Raw genomic sequence first — 17,174 nt, 5'->3', positions numbered from 1 at the left:
ATCACACGGAGAAAATCAGAGCCTCTAAAGCGTTGACAAATCGGAGTCATAGGTATAGAATAGGTTGCGAAATCCGTTACGTTATGACTAGCCCTCGTGGCGGAATGGTATACGCGGCAGGTTGAGGGCCTGTGCCTTTAAAGGCGTGCTGGTTCGAGTCCAGTCGAGGGCACCCACATATATACAGCAATAAGCAAAGGCACCCGCGAGGGGTGCCACTATATTTTTCCTCACGCAGATAGGGGCGACTAGCTCAGCTGGTTAGAGCGGCTGCTTTACACGCAGTAGGTCTGGGGTTCGAATCCCTAGTCGCCCACCCTCTTTGCTTTCTCAACTGGCTTTACGAGCCGAATTAAACGACCAGGCGGAGTTTCAACAGTAGAGTTTATCAGTTAAAACTCGGTTGGCCCCCACATGGTGTTGTAAACCATGGTTCCTTCACCGGCGAATGTTCGTTCTAAAGGTTCTGGCCGACTCGTAATTCCTCACTCCACGCTGATAACGCTGTCCATAGCGTTTTCATGACGCATAGCGCTTATACTGCTCCCAAAGAGGTTGGAGTAGCCTCTCGTTGAAAAACAGTGTGAATGGAGAGTAGATAAGGTGAAAGAAAGGAAGTGCGATGAGAGATTACAATGCCGCTCCAGAGCCACAGGAACCGGGGGGTGTTGAGCCACGTGCTGAACAGCGTGTTGGGTCGCGTGCCGAGCCGTATACTGAGCCGCGTGTTGGGTCCCGTGCCGAGCCATATGCTGAACAGCGTGTTGGGTCGCGTGGTGAGCTAGCCGGGATGACCGTCGCGAATCCGGCTCCGCTGGGTTTGAATGTACTTGCATTCGCAACAGCAGTTCTGGGATGTTTTTATACCGGGTTTATTATCCCTTACCAGGCACTGGTTATGCGGCCAGCGGTTGGGGGCGTACTCCTCATATCCGGTATCGTGCTTGTTATTGCGGGTATATTAGAATACCGCAAAAACTCAATGCTGAGCGCGACCATCTTCACGGCCTATGGGGCCTTTCTCGCTGTCATTGGCCTGGTCTTCCTGCCAAATGCCGGTATCCTGGGTTTCCTTCTGAGTAGTAGAAGCATAAGTTTTGCGCTGGGGCTGTTCTTCCTCTGCTGGGCAATTTTCAACGCCATATTGTTTCTTGGATCAGCGGGTGTGAACTTGCTATTAACAGGCACAATGTTGATACTGTTTCTCGGCTATGTGGCGTTGACGGTTGGACAACTGGCCGGAAATAACACCGTCGCCAATATGATAGGAGGATGGCTACTCATTGTTGCTGCCCTGGCGGCCTGGGTGACTTCGCTTGCCAGTCTTCTCGGTAGTGAGGGTACCGCGACACGATTCTCGTTGCCGGTTAGAGGGCGTGGAATTTCTGCTGTTGATTGAGGTGGAAGAAGTTGTTGGACCCCTGTGTAACTGTTGAGAAAGAGTCACACAGGGGTTGATCTTGACTTGCCTTTTCTCAGTCTTTCATGATTCACGTTGCTGCATCCGACTCAAGCGTTCATTGAGTTCTTCCAGGTTCGTTAGAAACCACACCACAAAAAGTATGTCGAACCACATAGGGGATAGCCGTTTGGGGACGGCTAAATTGGGTTCGACAAAAATAATACGCTATAGGGTTACGCCGATTGCAAGCCTGCCCGCGATTTCGTGGCTGGAGTTAATGGGCGGAGCAAGCTCCCCGCCCTCCATCTACCTCCACTCCCACCCTTACTTTGCGCGCAGATGACCCGTGAAATGGCTATCAGTTGGTAACGATCTTATCGGGTCGCAACACCACCAGTACCCGCTTTGGGTCGTCAACTACTGCCTTCACCGCCTGTTCGACGCGATCTGCCGGCACGTATTTTTTGATGACCGGGCGTACCAGGTCGGCAAAATCATGCTCGATAATTTCGGCTCGCCCATAGGCTACGACATATTTGTGCATGTCAAAATCGTCGACAATCAGCGAAATGTTGGGGTCACGCCGGATGTTGGGATATTTGGCGCGATCTTTCGTGGTAGAGAAATAAAAGGTGGTGCCATCCCAGGCGTACCAGACGGGTGTGAGTTGCGGCCCACCTTCGGGCCGGTTGACGGCAACGATGGCATTGTTTGATTTTGAAAGGAGTTGCTGAATCTTTTCATCGGCCATTATTGTCTAAGCTCCCATTCTAGAAAATTCACGTGATATCGCCTTCAAGTCAGTCCCACCAGACAAACAGAACGCGGTCATGCTCATCGTGAAAATTGGCGAATATCATCTCTTCGTCTTCAGGTATGTACACGCTGATTTCGCTTGCCTGCCAGCGCTCTTCGACCAGGCGCTGCAGTTTCTCCAGCTTTTCTTCGCTCGTCCAAATCAAGAGGGTATCGGCAGGCCAATAATTCCAGCGCGTTGTTCTCAACAATGCGAGACTGATGGGTAGCCTGTTCTTGTCGCTGCATGGGAAAGGCAGGCGAATCGCATTGACACTATACCATAGATCGCGCCATTCCGTAAGGTCGCGCACGACGCTTTCGCCATCAAGCAGATTGTAGCGCACTTGCCGGAACAACTCAAAGTAATGTTGCTGAACTTCGTTTATAGGTTCTTGCGTTTGTTCTTCGCTCATATGCTTTTTCCTCCGATCGCATTAGTGATATTTAAGCGGATTTAGAACTTATGTTCTACTACTCAACTATAGCCGATTATGAGAGGTTAGTCAAGCATTTAGACAAAGAGTACGTTTCCTTTGGAGCGACCTGAGAGGCCGCGCCCTGGGGGCAATAATGGAGTTGAACAAGCTTATTTGTGGTCATCCGAGGAGCCGAGCATGGTGTTTGACAAACTACTCCGGCAACGGACGTGAGGCTGAGCATGCATTTTACCAAAGTATTCCGGCAAGGGGCGCGGAGCCGATGAATCGGCGCTGGGCGCGATCCATCGGCCCCTACGGCGCGGGCGCGAGTCGGCGTATTACCAATTTAATATGTTGCGGTGGCCTGTTGTTCCTGCAACTCTTGCTGCAATTGCTTTTCGTGTGCTTCGCGCAGGATGTCGCGCAGTTCGAACGCCATGTATCCGAGGACACCAGCGAGAGAGACGACGATCAGGAGACTGCCGGCAACCACATTATTGATCGTCGAGGGAATCCAGTGAATGCCGGATGGCTGGGTGGTCATCGCGAATGGCGAGATGACCACCCAGATGCCGGCCAGAAAGAATAACAGCAATACATAGCTGCCAAGCGGGAAAAGCCGCCTCATTGCAGTACCTAAAGTCATTATACATCCCTCCTGTTTGAAATGGTCTGGTCGGTTTGCTGATCGCTGCTTGCCTGAGCCTGGCGGCGACTGTTCAAGTCGGCTGCGAGGGCGGCTGCCAACGTTGCCAGCGTGCGGTCAAGATCGCTCTGATCGGAATAGGTGGCCGGGGCCACAGGTGCCGCGGTTTGCATCATCGCCTGAGCCGGGGCTGCCGCAATCACTGGCTGCAGGCGCTGCGTGACAACCAGCACACCTGAGGCGCGTAAAGCGCCGATGAGCGAGACTAAGAAGAGCGTGAAGCTCAGCAGGGCTACGACGGCGACGGGTATACCAACCCAGAAATCATTGATGGTCTGGTTAGCCCAGTCGGCTCCCCATGGTTGATAACCGAGCGCGAAAGGCGCCAGGATCAACCATCCGCCGGTCAGTAGAATGATGAGGCTGGCGGTCATGCCCCAGATGTATTTGGCAATCGTTACTCGTGTTGTTTGCACGTTGAAACCTCCATGTTTTTCAGGTGCTTCAAATGATGTAGGTACAATAATTTCGTAAGATTAGCCGATAAAGCCGTGTGCGGAAAAATCACCTTCTCCTAGATTCATTTCTTGCTGCGCACCGGCAGCGTTTCCATTTGCCCCATTCGCGTGACCGTTGCCGTTGACGGCTGAGGCCAGGAGCGCGATGGACATGGGTTCGAGGATATCGCTGGCGACGGCTCTGCCGCGCTGTTCATCGCTCCAATCATGGGGATAGCGCCCATTGACGGAAGATGATAGCGTTTCCAGAATTTGCGGGTTGGCATCCGGCTTCTGCGCCTCGCGCGCAATCATGACCATAACAAGACCGAGCAAGGCGCGGCGGCGATTCACGACGGATGGAGCAGACGTGATAGGCTGCGCCTGTACTGTTGCCGCCTGGCCGCTGTTGCTTTTACGCAGCGGAATCTCGCGCAGGAAGAACACCGAGAACAAAGCCACCAGCATGATAATGAAGCCCAGGAAAAATGTGTTGGTGATCGCGCCCGAGAGACTCACCTGCATGGCATGCAGCAGTTGCTGGAAGAGCTGCGCACCTTGCGGGCCAAAGGCCGCGAAGCGATGTTGAATAGCAGTTACGGCCTCCGGCGAGAGCAGTATCTGTGGGTTGTTCAGTTGCGAAAGCGCGGCGGGTGGTATCACTCGTTTCAGCGTCTCCGGTAAGTTGCTCTGAAAGGCGTTCTGGAAATCGTTGGTGAGGATTGTGCCCATCACAGCTACGCCAAGGGTCGAGCCGATTGAACGGAAGAAGGTGAGGCTGGCCGTGACTTCACCAAGCAGCTTGAACGGGAAAGCGTTCTGTACGACGATGGTGAACAGGCTCATCATCACGCCCATGCCGAGGCCGGTAACGATCATGTTGCGCACGACTTCGCTCTCCGGCGTTGCGGCGGTCATGCGCGAGAGCAGGAACATACCAACCGAGGCGATGCTGAAACCGCAGATGGCGAGTATCTTATAACGGCCGGTGCGCGAGAGAATCTGGCCGCCGACGATACTGCTGAACATAAATCCGAGCATCATGGGGGTCAGTACAACACCAGAATTGGTGGCGCTATTGCCCAGTACTCCCTGCACGAAGAGCGGCAGGTAGAGAATCGCTCCGAACATGCCGGCGCTGAGCAGGAACATAGCAAGCGTCGAGACCGAGAAGATGCTGTTTTTGAACAGACGAGGCGTGATGATAGGCTCAGCTGCGCGCGTCTCAACCCAGACAAACACTGCCAGCATTATCGCGGAAAAGACGAACAGACCGATAATCTGCCATGATCCCCAGGCATACTGCGTGCCGGCCCAGGAGAAGGCGAGCAGCAATGGAACGGACCAGGCAATCAAGGTGATCGCGCCCAGGTAGTCAATCGTATGTTGGATGCGGCGTCCAATGCCGGGCAAAAAGAGTCCATCGGCCAGGATAGCGACAGCTCCAACAGGCATATTGACGTAGAAGACCCAGCGCCAGCCCCAGTTGTCGGTAATCCAACCGCCCAGGATTGGCCCGACGATAGTGGCGAGGCCGAATACTGCCACAATCAGCCCTTGCCATTTACCGCGCTCGGCCGGTGGAAAGATATCGCCGATGAGAGCCATGGCGATGGGCATCAATGCGCCCGCGCCCAATCCCTGGATGCCACGATAGATGATCAATTGCGTCATGTCCTGACTGGTACCCGAAAGCGCCGAACCAATCAGGAAGATGACCATGCCGCTGACGAAGAATAGCCGGCGGCCATAGATGTCGGAGAGCTTGCCGTAGATCGGAATCGAGACGGTAGATGCGAGCAGGTATGCGGTGACCACCCACGCATAGTGATCAAAACCGCCAAGGTCGGTGACGATGCGCGGCAAGGCCGTGCCGACAACGGTCTGGTCAAGAGCGGAGAGCAGCATACCTAGCAGCACGCCGATAATAATTAAAACGAGCCGTTGGCGGCTGACGGTATCTCTCAAAGCTTTTGGCTCGAGAGCGGAAATAGCCGCGACTGACCCGGTTTGTGCCTGTGCCATAAATTACATTCCTCCTTCTCTTTTGCCTGAGCGCCCGCGGATTTTTCCAATCGCACGCGGAAAATCCTGGACCCGGACGAGGACAGTCACAAGGCACTGTCCCCACAGTTTTCCCGGATGCGGCTGTCAAAATTCATCAGGGCAGGTGGCGTTCTGGCAAGATGGATTAGTGTTGATGCTTCAATAGTTCAAGTGTTTGACAATCTTTATCGGATTTCAGATCAGCAATAGACGCATGTTTCTGGTACACAACGCAATTGATTGCTTTGAGTCCTTGCAAGAACGCGGCCAGATCGTCCTGATTCACCTCATGCAGCCACTCCTGTATCTGGTGTATCCCGCTCCAAAGGCGGGCGAGCAGTTCTTCGCCTTGTGGAGTGAGCTTTGCGAGCGTGCGCCGGCGATCCTCGATATCTTCGGTGCGTTCGGCCAGTCCGGCCTGCACGAGCCGGTCAACGAGGTGACCACCGGTTGAGAGGCCGATACCCAGGCGCTGGGCGATCTGCCCGATTACGAGCGGGCCCTCAGCAAGAACAAGCAGCGTGCGCATCTGGGGCAAGGTGAGATCGATCTGCATCCAGGCCTGCCCCATAGTTGCTTTGAGCCCGCGCATCATCGTCCTGTACTGTGCTATGACTTCTTGCTCAAGTTCCTCGTGAGTCTGGGACATGTTCCTCTCCTTCCTCTATTGGTTATGCCACCTATCTATGCTACTTTTTTCTCACACAAGGGAGTCTAACATATTACTACGATGTTGTCAATCTATTTGATGGTGTAGGTTAATTGGAAGGGGTCGGAGTAAAGTGAGGAGTATTCCCTGTTTGCTCCCCATAAAGCGGGTTGGTGGATAATCTGGCGGGATGACAAATAATGTCCGCATACTACAAGTACCTCTTTCACATCGCCCCGTTTCTGTGGGTCTTTATTAATATTGCGCTTCGCCGAAACCTCGATAATCTCGCATCCTTTATAGATATCCAGGATGAAGTCACAATGAGAATTGCTTACCAGTACATAACAGTCCTGTTGCGCAAGTTTCTTTACTGTCTCGGCCAGGATACGCTGGTCTTCTTCATAAAAGAACTCTGCCGTGTAGCGTTTAAAATCAGAATATTTAGAAACAGGATGATAAGGTGGATCGATGTAGACAAAATCACCAGCTTCGGCGTATTGTCGTAGTGTCTCCTGATAGTCGGCACAGCATAATTCGGCGTTCCTGAGCGCATAACTGGCTGCTCTAAGCCGTTCGGCGTCACAAATAACCGGATTCTTGTAGCTGCCAAAGGGAACATTGAACTGGCCCTGTTTATTGACGCGATACAGCCCGTTATAGCGGAAATAATTCCTGCTGGCTAATCAAATTACCGGTTTTTACATCGGCAACAACAAAAACCGCTCGCGTTCCTGTGCCAACCGCGTCAATTGCTGGATCATCTGCCGCAGGGTGCTGCCACCCTGGCTGTTCCAGAGGTCGGGGGTCAGCTGGGAAACGTATTGGTAGATTTGCTCGCTACTGCGTACCAGTGACAGGTCGAAGTTGAGCAGTTGCATGAGTAACGGCTGCTCCTGGCGGAAGCGCCACCAGACGCGATCTTGCGTGGGGACAGACATGCCGCGAATATGCGATTCCAGGCTGGAAAGCGCCTGCTGGAGAGATTCGATCTCGCGTATCTGCGCCATGACTTCCTGCGGCGGGTCGGGATTAGCCCGTGTCAGAGGTGGGATGAAGCGCATGGCATAGTCGTTACGCAGTTGTGCCAGCATGGAAAGAGCCTGCGAGAGGAAGTAAGAGGCGCGCTGTCGCACCAGCATGTCATCGGCGCGCGCTTGAGTCGTTGTGTTGTAGAAGTTATACCCGTAGCCGGTGAGCAATAATTGCAACTGCTGCACGATGGGGTCGTTGGATGGTCCTGAACTCATTGCGGGTCTCCTGGAGGGCGACCACCCGGGTACGCCCTTACTATGCGGGATATCCTGATTGACCTGGCACTTATTGCGGGACAGGGGCTAGCCGCTGTCTCTACAGAATGCGGGATATCCTTGATTGACCTGGCACCCCCAATGGGTGCCAGGCATTGCGTTACTTGATTATCGATTCTGTTGCTGGGGAATCACAGCAGGCGCACTTGAGTTGACCGTGTAGCGGTCGGTGCTGGCAGTTGGCTGCACGCCGCTAATATTGAAAGGCAGGCCAACCGCCATATTGGGGGCAGAGACGACGCCGCGTTCCGCCATCAACATGGCCGTGTAGTAGCGCACAGCGTCGATTTCGCTGAGTCCGAAGGCCTTGAGCGAGATGAGAGCTTTCATACGCTCGTCGCGTGGGAAGACCAGGACTTTGACGGTATTGAGCGTGATGCCATAGGTAGCCAGGAACTGCTGCAGGTGCTGGAAGACGATCTGTGAGAGATCATGAATCTTCTCATTGACCGATTCGAGCGGGGTGATCTGCACGAGCTGGTTTACGGCCTGTTCAATAACGGGGCCGGCATAGCTATTGACTTCCTGCGTGGTGATGGCATGCCCGCGATAAGGCATGTGTTGAACAAGCTGTACCGCCGCCTCGCGTGTCTCGACATGAATGTAGTAATCCACGCTATAGACCATCTCGGCCATTTCGCGCGAGAGCGCCATGCCGTTGGTCTTCAACACGAGTTTGGCGCGATTGATGTAAAGCGCCTCGTACTGCCATGGACTCTGGCCGCCGTAGAATGCCTGCTGCATATTGCCGAAAAGCGGACGATCCGGGGTCTGCACCGGGTACTGGCCTGTCTCATACACGTTAAGGATGGCACCGCGCGATTTGAGGACACAGAAATGGTTGCTTTCTACCGTGAGCAGTGAGCCATTCACGATATCGTTGTTGGGATAGTGCCAGAGCAGAATCTCTGGTCCCATAACCTCTTCGCCGTTGTCGGTCAAGGTGGAAATAACACTGCGAACTCCAGGCATAAAAACCTCCTGTATTTGGTTCTGATACTATATACACTGGACCTTCCGTTCTTGTCCAATTGCAAGATGAAAGGAGCATGAGAAAATCCTCATACCTGTTAAACGGACGAGATTGGAAAAAATCAAGTACGGGTTTTGTCTTAAAGTCTAAGGGCGACCATTTGGATTAAAATCTAAGGGCGACCGCAAGGGTCGCCCCTACTCAGTACCCCTCGCTTGCTCTTACATCGACCTTGCCCCAGAAGAGGCGATAGGTGAGGATGAAGTAGATGGAGGCCAGGATGATGCCGATAATCCACCAGACTAATCCCACAGTCTGACCATATTGTGATGCTGAGGCATTCTGGATAGTCAGGCTGTAGGCCGGGTTCACGGCAGGTAACATCAGTGGGTACAGGCCAAAGGCCGCGCTGGCGAGCATGCCCACGATGAAGGCACAGGAAAAGAAAAAGGAGGTCAGATCGCGCTCGCGTAAATTATAAAAGATGGAGCCCACGATGCCGATCAGCGCGGTAAGCGGGAAGATAAATCCCCAGGGACGCGCAAAGAAGCTGGCGATGATATGGGGCTGGACGGCAAAGGTTGCAATCGTTCCCAGTATCGCAAGGATGATAGTGGCGACCCAGGTGGCGCGAGCAATGAGCCGCGAACGGACATTGAGATCACCATTCGTCTTGACCGCGACATATGTGGCGCCATGAGTTGTCAGCACGGCAAGCGCCATCAGAGCGATGAGGATGGTATACCAGTCCAGGATGCCAGGATTGGAACTAAACGGGTTGAAATCCGTCCACAGGGCCTGGAAAAAGTTGCGATTCTTATCGAGCGGCACCCCACGGATGACGTTCGCCATCGCTGCCCCGTAGAAGATGGCGAGCAGGGCGCTGCCGATAAAGAATATGCCATCCCAGAAGGAATTCCAGACCGGGTTTGGGAACAGCGAGCGTAGTTCTATGGCGACGCCACGCAGCATGAGCAGCCAGAGGACAATGATTAAGGGCAGGTAGAAACCGCTGAAGCTGGAAGCATAAAGCACTGGGAAGCTGAAGAAGAGCGTGCCACCTGCCGCGATCAGCCAGACCTCGTTGCCATCCCACACCGGCCCAATCGCGCGCAGGATCAGGCGGCGCTCGGAATCATTTCTGGCCGCGAACAGGTGAATGGCCCCGGCGCCGAGGTCAAAACCATCCAGTACAACGTACATGGTGAGCATAAAACCAACGAGGATAAACCATAGCGTCTGCATCTTTGCACCTTATCCTTCTACTAACAGGTCGGCCAATCCCTCGGCCTCCTGTGGGCCTTCTTCCTTTTGCACCGGGCCGCGCAGCATTTCAAACACCACCAGCAAGACATAGAGCAGGCCGATCAGCAGGTACATACCCGCGAATCCGATCAGGGTGAAGAGGACATTGCCGGATGATAGGACGGGAGATGATCCTGAGATGGTGCGCAGCAGCCCAAAAACGATCCAGGGCTGGCGGCCAAGTTCGGTCGTGAACCATCCTGCTGTATTGGCAATAAAAGGGAAAGGCGTCGCCAGCATCAAAATCCATAGCATCCAGCGCGCGCGAAAGAGGCGACCACGCCAGAGCAGGAGAAACGCGAGGCCCATAATGGCAATGAAAATGGTGCCAAGCCCAACCATAATATGATAGCTATAATAGAGCAGCGCGACATTATCGGGATGCTGATCGGCAGGGAAGGCGTCGAGGCCCCTGACCTCAGCCGTCCAGCGCCGGTAGGTCAGGAAACTGAGTACATTGGGTATGATCAGGGGATTGTCCAATGTTCCACGGTCTGTATCTGGCTGTCCAAGGATGACGATGCCGGCGCCCTGTTGCGTCTGGAAGAGGCCCTCCATCGCGGCGAGTTTGGTTGGCTGGTGGGTGGCTACCTGCTGACCCTCCAGGTCTCCACTAGGGAAAAGCTGGAAAAAGCTGGAAATGACGCCCACAATGACACCTATAGTAACAAATATGCGGGCGTAATCGAGATGCTGCTTCACCAGCATGTAATAGGCTCCCAGGCCGGCCATGACAAACGAGCCGGTGACGACGGCTCCACTCATGGTATGCATATATTGTGGCACAATCCAGGGATTGAACAGCACGGCCCAGTAGTTGGAGAGATGGAGACGACCATCGGAGGATATGGTATAGCCAACCGGATGCTGCATCCAGGCATTGGAGGCAATGATGAAGCCTCCCGAAGCCCAGGTGCCTATCCAGACCATCAAGGCTGAGAACCAGTGCATCCTTTGTCCAAAAGCCTGCTCGCCAAAGAGGAAGATGCCTAGGAAAGCCGATTCGATAAAGAAGGCAAAGGCACCCTCCATGGCAAGGGTCTGCCCAATGATATCGCCTGCATAAGCGGCGAAGCGCGACCAGTTCGTGCCAAACTGAAACTCCATCGGAATGCCCGTCACTACGCCCACCACAAAGGTGATGGCAAAGATTTTCGCCCAGAAATGTGCGCTTCTATTGAATAATTCGTTCTTGCGCCACAGATACAGGCTTTTGAGAATCACGAGCAGCAGCGCCAACCCCATGGTAAACTGGGGAAAGAGATAATGGAACGAGATCGTGAAAGCAAACTGTAAGCGTGACATTATCGTTGAAACATCCATGGCATCTCCTCCTGATCTACCGGTATGCCGGGTGAAGCACATCCAGCATGTAGTGATAAAGCCCCTGTGCTTTGAGCAACTGTTCGTGCGTACCGCGCTCCCGAATCTGGCCCTCGTCAAGCACCAGAATTTCATCCATACGCTCCATGTCGATAAGGCGATGGGTAATAATCAAGGTCGTGCGGCCTTGCATCAGGATATCCAGGGTCGCAAGCAGATCGCGCTCGGTAACCGGGTCAAGGTTGGCGGTCGCCTCGTCCAGAATGAGCAGGGGCGGGTTCTTCAGCAAGGTGCGCGCGATGGCAAGGCGCTGTCGTTCGCCGCCTGAGAGTCGCAGACCTTGCTCGCCCACCCAGGTTCCCAGGCCGCGCGGCAACTGGCGTACGAAATCGGTAAGTTGCGCCTGTTCCAGCGCCTGTTCGATGTCGCTCTCGGCGGCATGCGGCCTCGCCAGCAGCAGGTTGCCGCGTATCGTATCGTTGAAAAGATAGGTATCCTGGGCGACCACGCCTACCACCTTGCGCAAATCGGCAAGCGCGTACTGCCGGATATCCTGCCCATCCAGGCGAATTATACCTGCCGTTGGGTCCCAGAAACGCAAGACCAGGTTGACGATGGTGCTTTTGCCGGAGCCACTGGAACCGACAATAGCAACGCGCTTGCCAGGAGAGGCGGTGAAACTGATATCATGCAACACTTCGTTCTCGCCGGGCGCATATTTGAAATGGACGTGGTCAAATTCCAGGATGCGACCGGGCGGTTTTTCTGGGGCCAATTTTGCCTGTTCAATTTTATAATCGGCTACCACCGGAACGGCATCGGTTACTTTAAACAGCCGCTCTCCGGCGGCGAGCGAGTGGCCTAGAAATTGAAAGGCCTGACCGAGCGGCTGGACAGCTTCAAAGCTGGCAAGAATTACCAGGCCCAGGAAGCCCAGGTAGACGCCATCGATGGCTTTGGAGATGACGAGCGGTATCGCCAGGATCAAGAGCAACCACAACGCGAGGTTCATTAAGAGATCATTGAGCGCCTGCTGTAAGCCTGCGATGAAAGCCATGCGGCCTTGTATCTGTCCCAGTTTGTCTTGAAGATTGGCAATTTTGTTTTCCTGATCGCTGGCGCGCCCGCAGGCCAGCAGGTCCTGGATGCCCTGGATGCTATCGACGATGTGCGCGTTCAGTTCGGCTCGCAAGGCAAGCTGCTGCTTTCCCAGGCCGCGAGCGAGCCAGCCCGACAGCAAGGGTACGCCAAAGCCCGCCGCGACCAGGAACGCCAGGGCCGTCCAGGCCAGAGCGGGACTGAAGAGGCTGAAGAGGCCAAAGGTAAGCAGTCCGATGGCGATGGCAACCATGATGGGCGAAAATACGCGCAGGTAAATGTTTTGTAGCTCCTCGACATCCGAAACGAGGCGCGTAAGGACATCGCCGCTGCGATATGCTTGCAAATAGGCGGGAGCCAGCGGCTCCAGGCGGCTGTAGACCCAGACGCGCAGTTCCGCCAGCAAACGGAACGTCACATTGTGTGAAACCAGGCGTTCCAGGTAGCGCGAACCGGCCCGCGAGACACTGGCGAAACGCACGATATAGATCGGTATGGTGAGCGTGATCAGCAAAGGAGCGAGCGCCGCGGCGGCGATGAGGTACGCGGCCATGCCCAGCAGCGCCATATTGCTGGCGATCATCGCGCAGCCCAGCAGGATAGCAAACGCTGCCTGCCAGCGAAATGCCGATAGGAATGAGAGCAGGCGAAACAGTAGTTTCACAGGAACACCGCCTTTCCAGAGCTTCCCGGTTGGGCATACATTCCCTCAGGTTGTAACAAGTCATCCGGCTCGCCAACTTTGACCAGTTTTCCATTTTCTAATACCGCGACCTGGTTGGCATGGGCAATCGTATTGTAGCGGTGGGCAATTACCAGCACGGTGCGCTCGTGTGTCAGGCGTTCGAGGGCTTGCCGGATCAGGAACTCACTCCTGGTATCGAGGCTTGAGGTTGGCTCATCAAGGATGAGCAGCGGCGCATCTTTGAGAAAAGCGCGGGCGATGGCGATGCGCTGCGCCTGGCCCGCGCTCAATCGCGTTCCTCGTTCGCCGATTTCGGTCGCGAAGCCTTGCGGAAGCTGGCGAATGAATTCGAGCGCGCCCGCGAGTTCCGCGGCCTGTTCGACCTCTTCGTCGCTCGCATCCGGTCGCGCCAATCGAATATTTGTCAGTACGTTGCCATAAAAAAGATAAGGCCGCTGGGGAACCAGGGCCACGTATTCGCGCCAGAGTTCGATGGGTAGTTCCGCGATGGGGATATCGTTCACCGTGATATGACCATGCTGGGGATCCATAAAACGCAGCAACAGGTTGACGAGCGTGCTTTTACCGGCTCCGCTGCGACCGATAAGGGCCGTGAAGCTTCCGGCGGGCAGCGTCAAGGAAACATTGTCCAGGGCGGGATGCTCGCTGCCCGGATAGGTATAGGTTACGCCGGTAAATGTGATGGTGAGTTGATTACGAGGGCGAGGCACGGATTCTTCGCTGCGCTCAGAATGACATGGGCGGGCCGATTTATCGGCCCCCGTCGCCCGATTATCGCGTAAAACTCCATCACTGGCTCCTGCATTGCTATATGGTACGGGCGTCTCCAAAATTGCAATGATGCGTTCCGCCGCGGCCTTGCCCTCCATGCCGGCATGACGATGCACGCCAAGCTCGCGTAAGGGGTGGTAGAACTCCGGCGCCAGCAGCAGTATCAGAAACGCGGTCTCGAACGGGATGCCACCATTGAGCAGGCGTATTCCGAGGGCCACTGCCACCAGGCCAATGGCGACGGCCGCCATAAATTCAAGCACCATGCCTGAAAGGAATGCGACGCGCAGCATTTTGAGCGTTCTTTCGCGGAAGCCGTCGCTTAACAGGGCCACGCGCTTGCGAGCCGCCTCAGTGCTGCCAAAGAGCTTCAGGGTGGGCAGGCCCTGCACGGCATCCAGAAAGTAGGCGCTCATGCGCGCTAAGGCGAGCCACTGGCGCTGCACCTGCTTCTCGGCATAGCTCCCCACCAGCATCATGAGGAGTGGAATAACCGGCCCGGTCACCAGCAATATTACCGCGCTGGCCCAATCGAGCGGGAAAATATAGATGACGATCAAAAGCGGCACCAGCACGCTGAATGCGAGTTGGGGCAAATAGCGGCTCACGTAGGCATCCAGGCGCTCAATACCTTCGCTGATCGTTGCTACCAACTCGCCCGTTGATTCGCCCTTACTGTAAGCGGGTCCTAATTGCAGCAGGTGAGCGAACAGGCGCCGGCGCAGTTCGGACTTGACACGAATAGCGCACCTTTGAGCCGTTATTTCGCGTATCCACACCAGGCCTGCTCGTACAATAATCGAGGCTAACAAGAGCAGGAGCAGCCATGTGATCTGGGTAAGCCCCTGATGGAGTAAGAATACGCTATTCACAACCTTGCTGAGCAAGGCCATTTGAACGATGATCGCGCCAGTCCCTAACAGACCAAAGATGATCGTGAGGATGAGTGTAGCGCGAGCGTGCCGGATATATCGAAAGAGAGTTTTATTCATCTTGATTTGCCTGTAGTCGGTTCTGTAAATCGATGGGTATACTCTGCCTCCCTGGTATTGGCAGGTATGCTAAAGGCAGAATCTTCCTCTTTCTTTATATACCTCTCAGGTCAATCAAAATGCAACAAATATCCACGAGGTTAGGGGACGATTACCAATACTTGCTTTAATCTTTTCAACTGTGCAAGAACTCTGCTATGAAGGCGTTGACCTCGTCCGGTTTCTCCTCCTGCACCCAGTGTCCACTGTCGGGAATGCGGCGGATCTGAAGGTTGGGCACCCATTGTTCGAGTCCCCGCGTTAGACCGGTACCAAGCGCCACGTCTTGCTCGCCCCAGATAAGCAGGGTGGGAACATCAATAGTAGCTTTTGACCTGGCTCCGGTGCCTCTAAAACCGTAGCCGCCCCTGCGGGCTGTGGCGCGATAATAGTTTATGGCTGCCGTCATCGCGCCCGGTTTGCTGATGGCGTCCTGGTAGCGGTGCAATACGTAAGGTGGAAAGGCCGATTTTTGAACGGCGGATGAATAGATTAATCTTGCTACCGGCGCGGCGTGATTATAGCTGAGCAGCTTTTCAGGCAGCCAGGGAATTTGAAAAAAGAAGACATACCAGCTCTTCCGCAGTTGTTGCAAGGTGCGCAGTTCGCGTTGTAAGGCCCAGGGATGAGGAGCATTCAGGATGACCAGGCGCTCAGTCATCTGTGGACAGCGCATCGCGAACACCCAGGCAATCGCTCCGCCCCAATCGTGTCCGACGATGATAGCCCTGTCGTATCCCAGACCGCGGATAAGCCCCTCAACATCTTTTAACAGGGTAGGCACATCATAGCCCGTGGGAGGTTTGTCGGTATCGTTGTAGCCCCGCAGGTCAGGGGCGACGACTGTATAGCCAAGGTCGGCGAGAAAACCTATTTGATTATGCCAGCAGAACCAGAACTCAGGGAATCCATGCAATAAGACGACGAGCGGCCCTTCGCCCTGCGTGACATAATGCATGCGGATGCCGTTGGCAAGTATTTCGCGGTGCTGCCAGGTTTCCTGGGTAGAGAGCATCGATATGTCCTTTACACTTTTTGCGCAATCAATGAACACGCCTCAATGCAGAGGCGCGCGAGTTGCGCGAGTCCGCTTCCGATGGGCGAGACGACGAGGAATTCTTCGAGTGTATGCGCGCGTTCGACCTGCGTGATGCCGATACAGACCGCCGGAATATTGAGACTGATGGGGATATTGGCATCCGTGCTGGATGCCTCGTATACCGGCTTCATCCCTATCCAGGTGATAGCGCCAGCGGCCAGTTGCACCAGCGGGTGTGATGAACTTAGTTCGCCGGCAGGACGTTCGCCCAGTACCTCAATCTCAACCTGCAAACCCGGGCCGGCACGCTCCTCGGCAATTGCTTGTACCTCCTCAGCAAGCCGGTTCAGAGCAGCGACATCGGTTGAACGCATATCAAGTAGAGCGGCGGCATGAGCCGCGATGGTATTGACACTGGTGCCACCTTCGATGACACCAACGTTGTAGGTCGTCTTTGGCTCCTGCGGAACTCGCAGATCGGCAATAGCAGCAATGATGCGTGCCAGGCCATGAATGGCGCTGGGCTTGCCAAACGACCCATACGAATGTCCTCCGGGACCGCGTACAGTGATGCGCCAGCGTTTCGAGCCAACCGCGATATGAGTGATGCTGCCAAGGTCGCCGTCGATGGCAATTACCGCGCCCAGGTTCTCTTGATAGCGTTCGACGGCCGCACGCGCACCACGGAGATTTCCCAGGCCCTCTTCACCCACGTCGGCAACGGCGATGATATCGGCGTCTGTTTCTATTCCCAACTCATCGAGTACATCTATCACGCTAATCATGGACGCGACGTTGACGCTGTTATCGCCGATGCCAGGACCGCGCAAGATGTCTCCCTGGCGTTCGACGAGAATAGGCGTCGATTGCGGAAATACGGTATCAGTGTGTGCCAGTAGCATCAATAGCGGTCGCTGCTCGTGCCTTCCACGTCGCACGTAGACGTTGCCAATGGCATCAATTTCGGGCGTGTAGCCGCGTTCTTGCCAGAGCGAGGCGACGAACTGCGCGCGTTCCGTTTCATTTCCGGTAGGCGCTGGAACTGCGCAGATGCGCTGAGCGAGTTCAGCAACCGTTTCAGTACGTTTTTCAGCGGCTTCGCGCAACTGGTTCAACTGGGATGCAGTTAGCATAAAATTGCTTCCCTTTACTTGTGTTCCG

General features: G+C 54.8%; 15 protein-coding genes and 2 tRNA genes. 3 read left to right on the top strand and 14 right to left on the bottom strand.

Features of this window, described 5'->3' with window-relative positions; genetic code table 11:
• Window positions 1-90 precede the first annotated feature (90 nt).
• The 3 genes from VFA09_09580 (at window position 91) to VFA09_09570 (ending at window position 1,399) form a co-directional block, all read left to right on the top strand.
• Window positions 91-172 (top strand) — tRNA-Leu (locus VFA09_09580).
• A gap of 70 nt (window positions 173-242) precedes the next feature.
• Window positions 243-316: transfer RNA gene (locus VFA09_09575), tRNA-Val, on the top strand.
• 306 nt (window positions 317-622) lie between these two features.
• Window positions 623-1,399, top strand: coding sequence for an acetate uptake transporter (locus VFA09_09570; protein ID HZU67517.1), 777 nt, complete (start codon window positions 623-625; stop codon window positions 1,397-1,399).
• 361 nt (window positions 1,400-1,760) lie between these two features.
• On the opposite strand, the gene VFA09_09565 is transcribed toward VFA09_09570, so the two are convergent.
• From VFA09_09565 to VFA09_09500, 14 genes are all read right to left on the bottom strand, one after another.
• Entirely contained in the window at window positions 1,761-2,153 is a 393-nt protein-coding gene (locus tag VFA09_09565; GenBank protein ID HZU67516.1) for a PPOX class F420-dependent oxidoreductase, read from the bottom strand.
• Between the two features lie 49 nt (window positions 2,154-2,202).
• Entirely contained in the window at window positions 2,203-2,613 is a 411-nt protein-coding gene (locus VFA09_09560; protein HZU67515.1) for a hypothetical protein, read from the bottom strand.
• A 352-nt stretch (window positions 2,614-2,965) separates the two neighbouring features.
• Window positions 2,966-3,265 carry a hypothetical protein gene (locus VFA09_09555; GenBank protein ID HZU67514.1) on the bottom strand — a complete coding sequence of 100 codons (300 nt, stop codon included), beginning with the start codon at window positions 3,263-3,265 and terminating at the stop codon, window positions 2,966-2,968.
• On the bottom strand, window positions 3,265-3,741 hold the full coding sequence (locus tag VFA09_09550) for a hypothetical protein (protein ID HZU67513.1): 477 nt from the start codon (window positions 3,739-3,741) through the stop codon (window positions 3,265-3,267). The genes VFA09_09555 and VFA09_09550 overlap by 1 nt, the downstream gene beginning before the upstream one ends.
• Before the next feature lie 60 nt (window positions 3,742-3,801).
• The gene (locus VFA09_09545) at window positions 3,802-5,787 is read right to left on the bottom strand and encodes an MDR family MFS transporter (GenBank protein ID HZU67512.1); all 1,986 of its coding nucleotides are present in this window, start codon (window positions 5,785-5,787) and stop codon (window positions 3,802-3,804) included.
• 166 nt (window positions 5,788-5,953) lie between these two features.
• Window positions 5,954-6,457 (bottom strand): MarR family transcriptional regulator, encoded by a 504-nt coding sequence (locus tag VFA09_09540; GenBank protein ID HZU67511.1) that lies wholly within the window; start codon window positions 6,455-6,457, stop codon window positions 5,954-5,956.
• Window positions 6,458-7,158: 701 nt separating this feature from the next.
• A complete protein-coding gene (locus tag VFA09_09535) occupies window positions 7,159-7,707 on the bottom strand; it encodes a hypothetical protein (GenBank protein HZU67510.1) in 549 nt (182 codons plus the stop codon).
• A gap of 168 nt (window positions 7,708-7,875) precedes the next feature.
• On the bottom strand, window positions 7,876-8,739 hold the full coding sequence (locus tag VFA09_09530; protein ID HZU67509.1) for an SPFH domain-containing protein: 864 nt from the start codon (window positions 8,737-8,739) through the stop codon (window positions 7,876-7,878).
• 202 nt (window positions 8,740-8,941) lie between these two features.
• Complete coding sequence (gene cydB / locus VFA09_09525; protein ID HZU67508.1) at window positions 8,942-9,985, bottom strand: cytochrome d ubiquinol oxidase subunit II; 1,044 nt, start codon at window positions 9,983-9,985, stop codon at window positions 8,942-8,944.
• Window positions 9,986-9,994: 9 nt separating this feature from the next.
• Window positions 9,995-11,368: a cytochrome ubiquinol oxidase subunit I gene (locus VFA09_09520; GenBank protein ID HZU67507.1), complete on the bottom strand. Its 1,374-nt coding sequence runs from the start codon at window positions 11,366-11,368 to the stop codon at window positions 9,995-9,997.
• 16 nt (window positions 11,369-11,384) lie between these two features.
• A complete protein-coding gene (gene cydC, locus VFA09_09515) occupies window positions 11,385-13,130 on the bottom strand; it encodes a thiol reductant ABC exporter subunit CydC (protein HZU67506.1) in 1,746 nt (581 codons plus the stop codon).
• Window positions 13,127-14,935 carry a thiol reductant ABC exporter subunit CydD gene (gene cydD, locus VFA09_09510; GenBank protein HZU67505.1) on the bottom strand — a complete coding sequence of 603 codons (1,809 nt, stop codon included), beginning with the start codon at window positions 14,933-14,935 and terminating at the stop codon, window positions 13,127-13,129. Before cydD ends, cydC begins: the two co-directional genes overlap by 4 nt.
• A gap of 175 nt (window positions 14,936-15,110) precedes the next feature.
• Window positions 15,111-15,989: an alpha/beta hydrolase gene (locus VFA09_09505; GenBank protein ID HZU67504.1), complete on the bottom strand. Its 879-nt coding sequence runs from the start codon at window positions 15,987-15,989 to the stop codon at window positions 15,111-15,113.
• Window positions 15,990-16,000: 11 nt separating this feature from the next.
• On the bottom strand, window positions 16,001-17,146 hold the full coding sequence (locus VFA09_09500; GenBank protein ID HZU67503.1) for a M20/M25/M40 family metallo-hydrolase: 1,146 nt from the start codon (window positions 17,144-17,146) through the stop codon (window positions 16,001-16,003).
• Between the last annotated feature and the right edge of the window lie 28 nt (window positions 17,147-17,174).

The organism is Ktedonobacteraceae bacterium, from assembly GCA_035653615.1.
In the GTDB taxonomy this organism is placed as follows: Bacteria; Chloroflexota; Ktedonobacteria; order Ktedonobacterales; family Ktedonobacteraceae; genus DASRBN01.
Note: the sequence above shows the minus strand (reverse complement) of the source record. Positions and strands in the feature narration are given on the sequence as shown.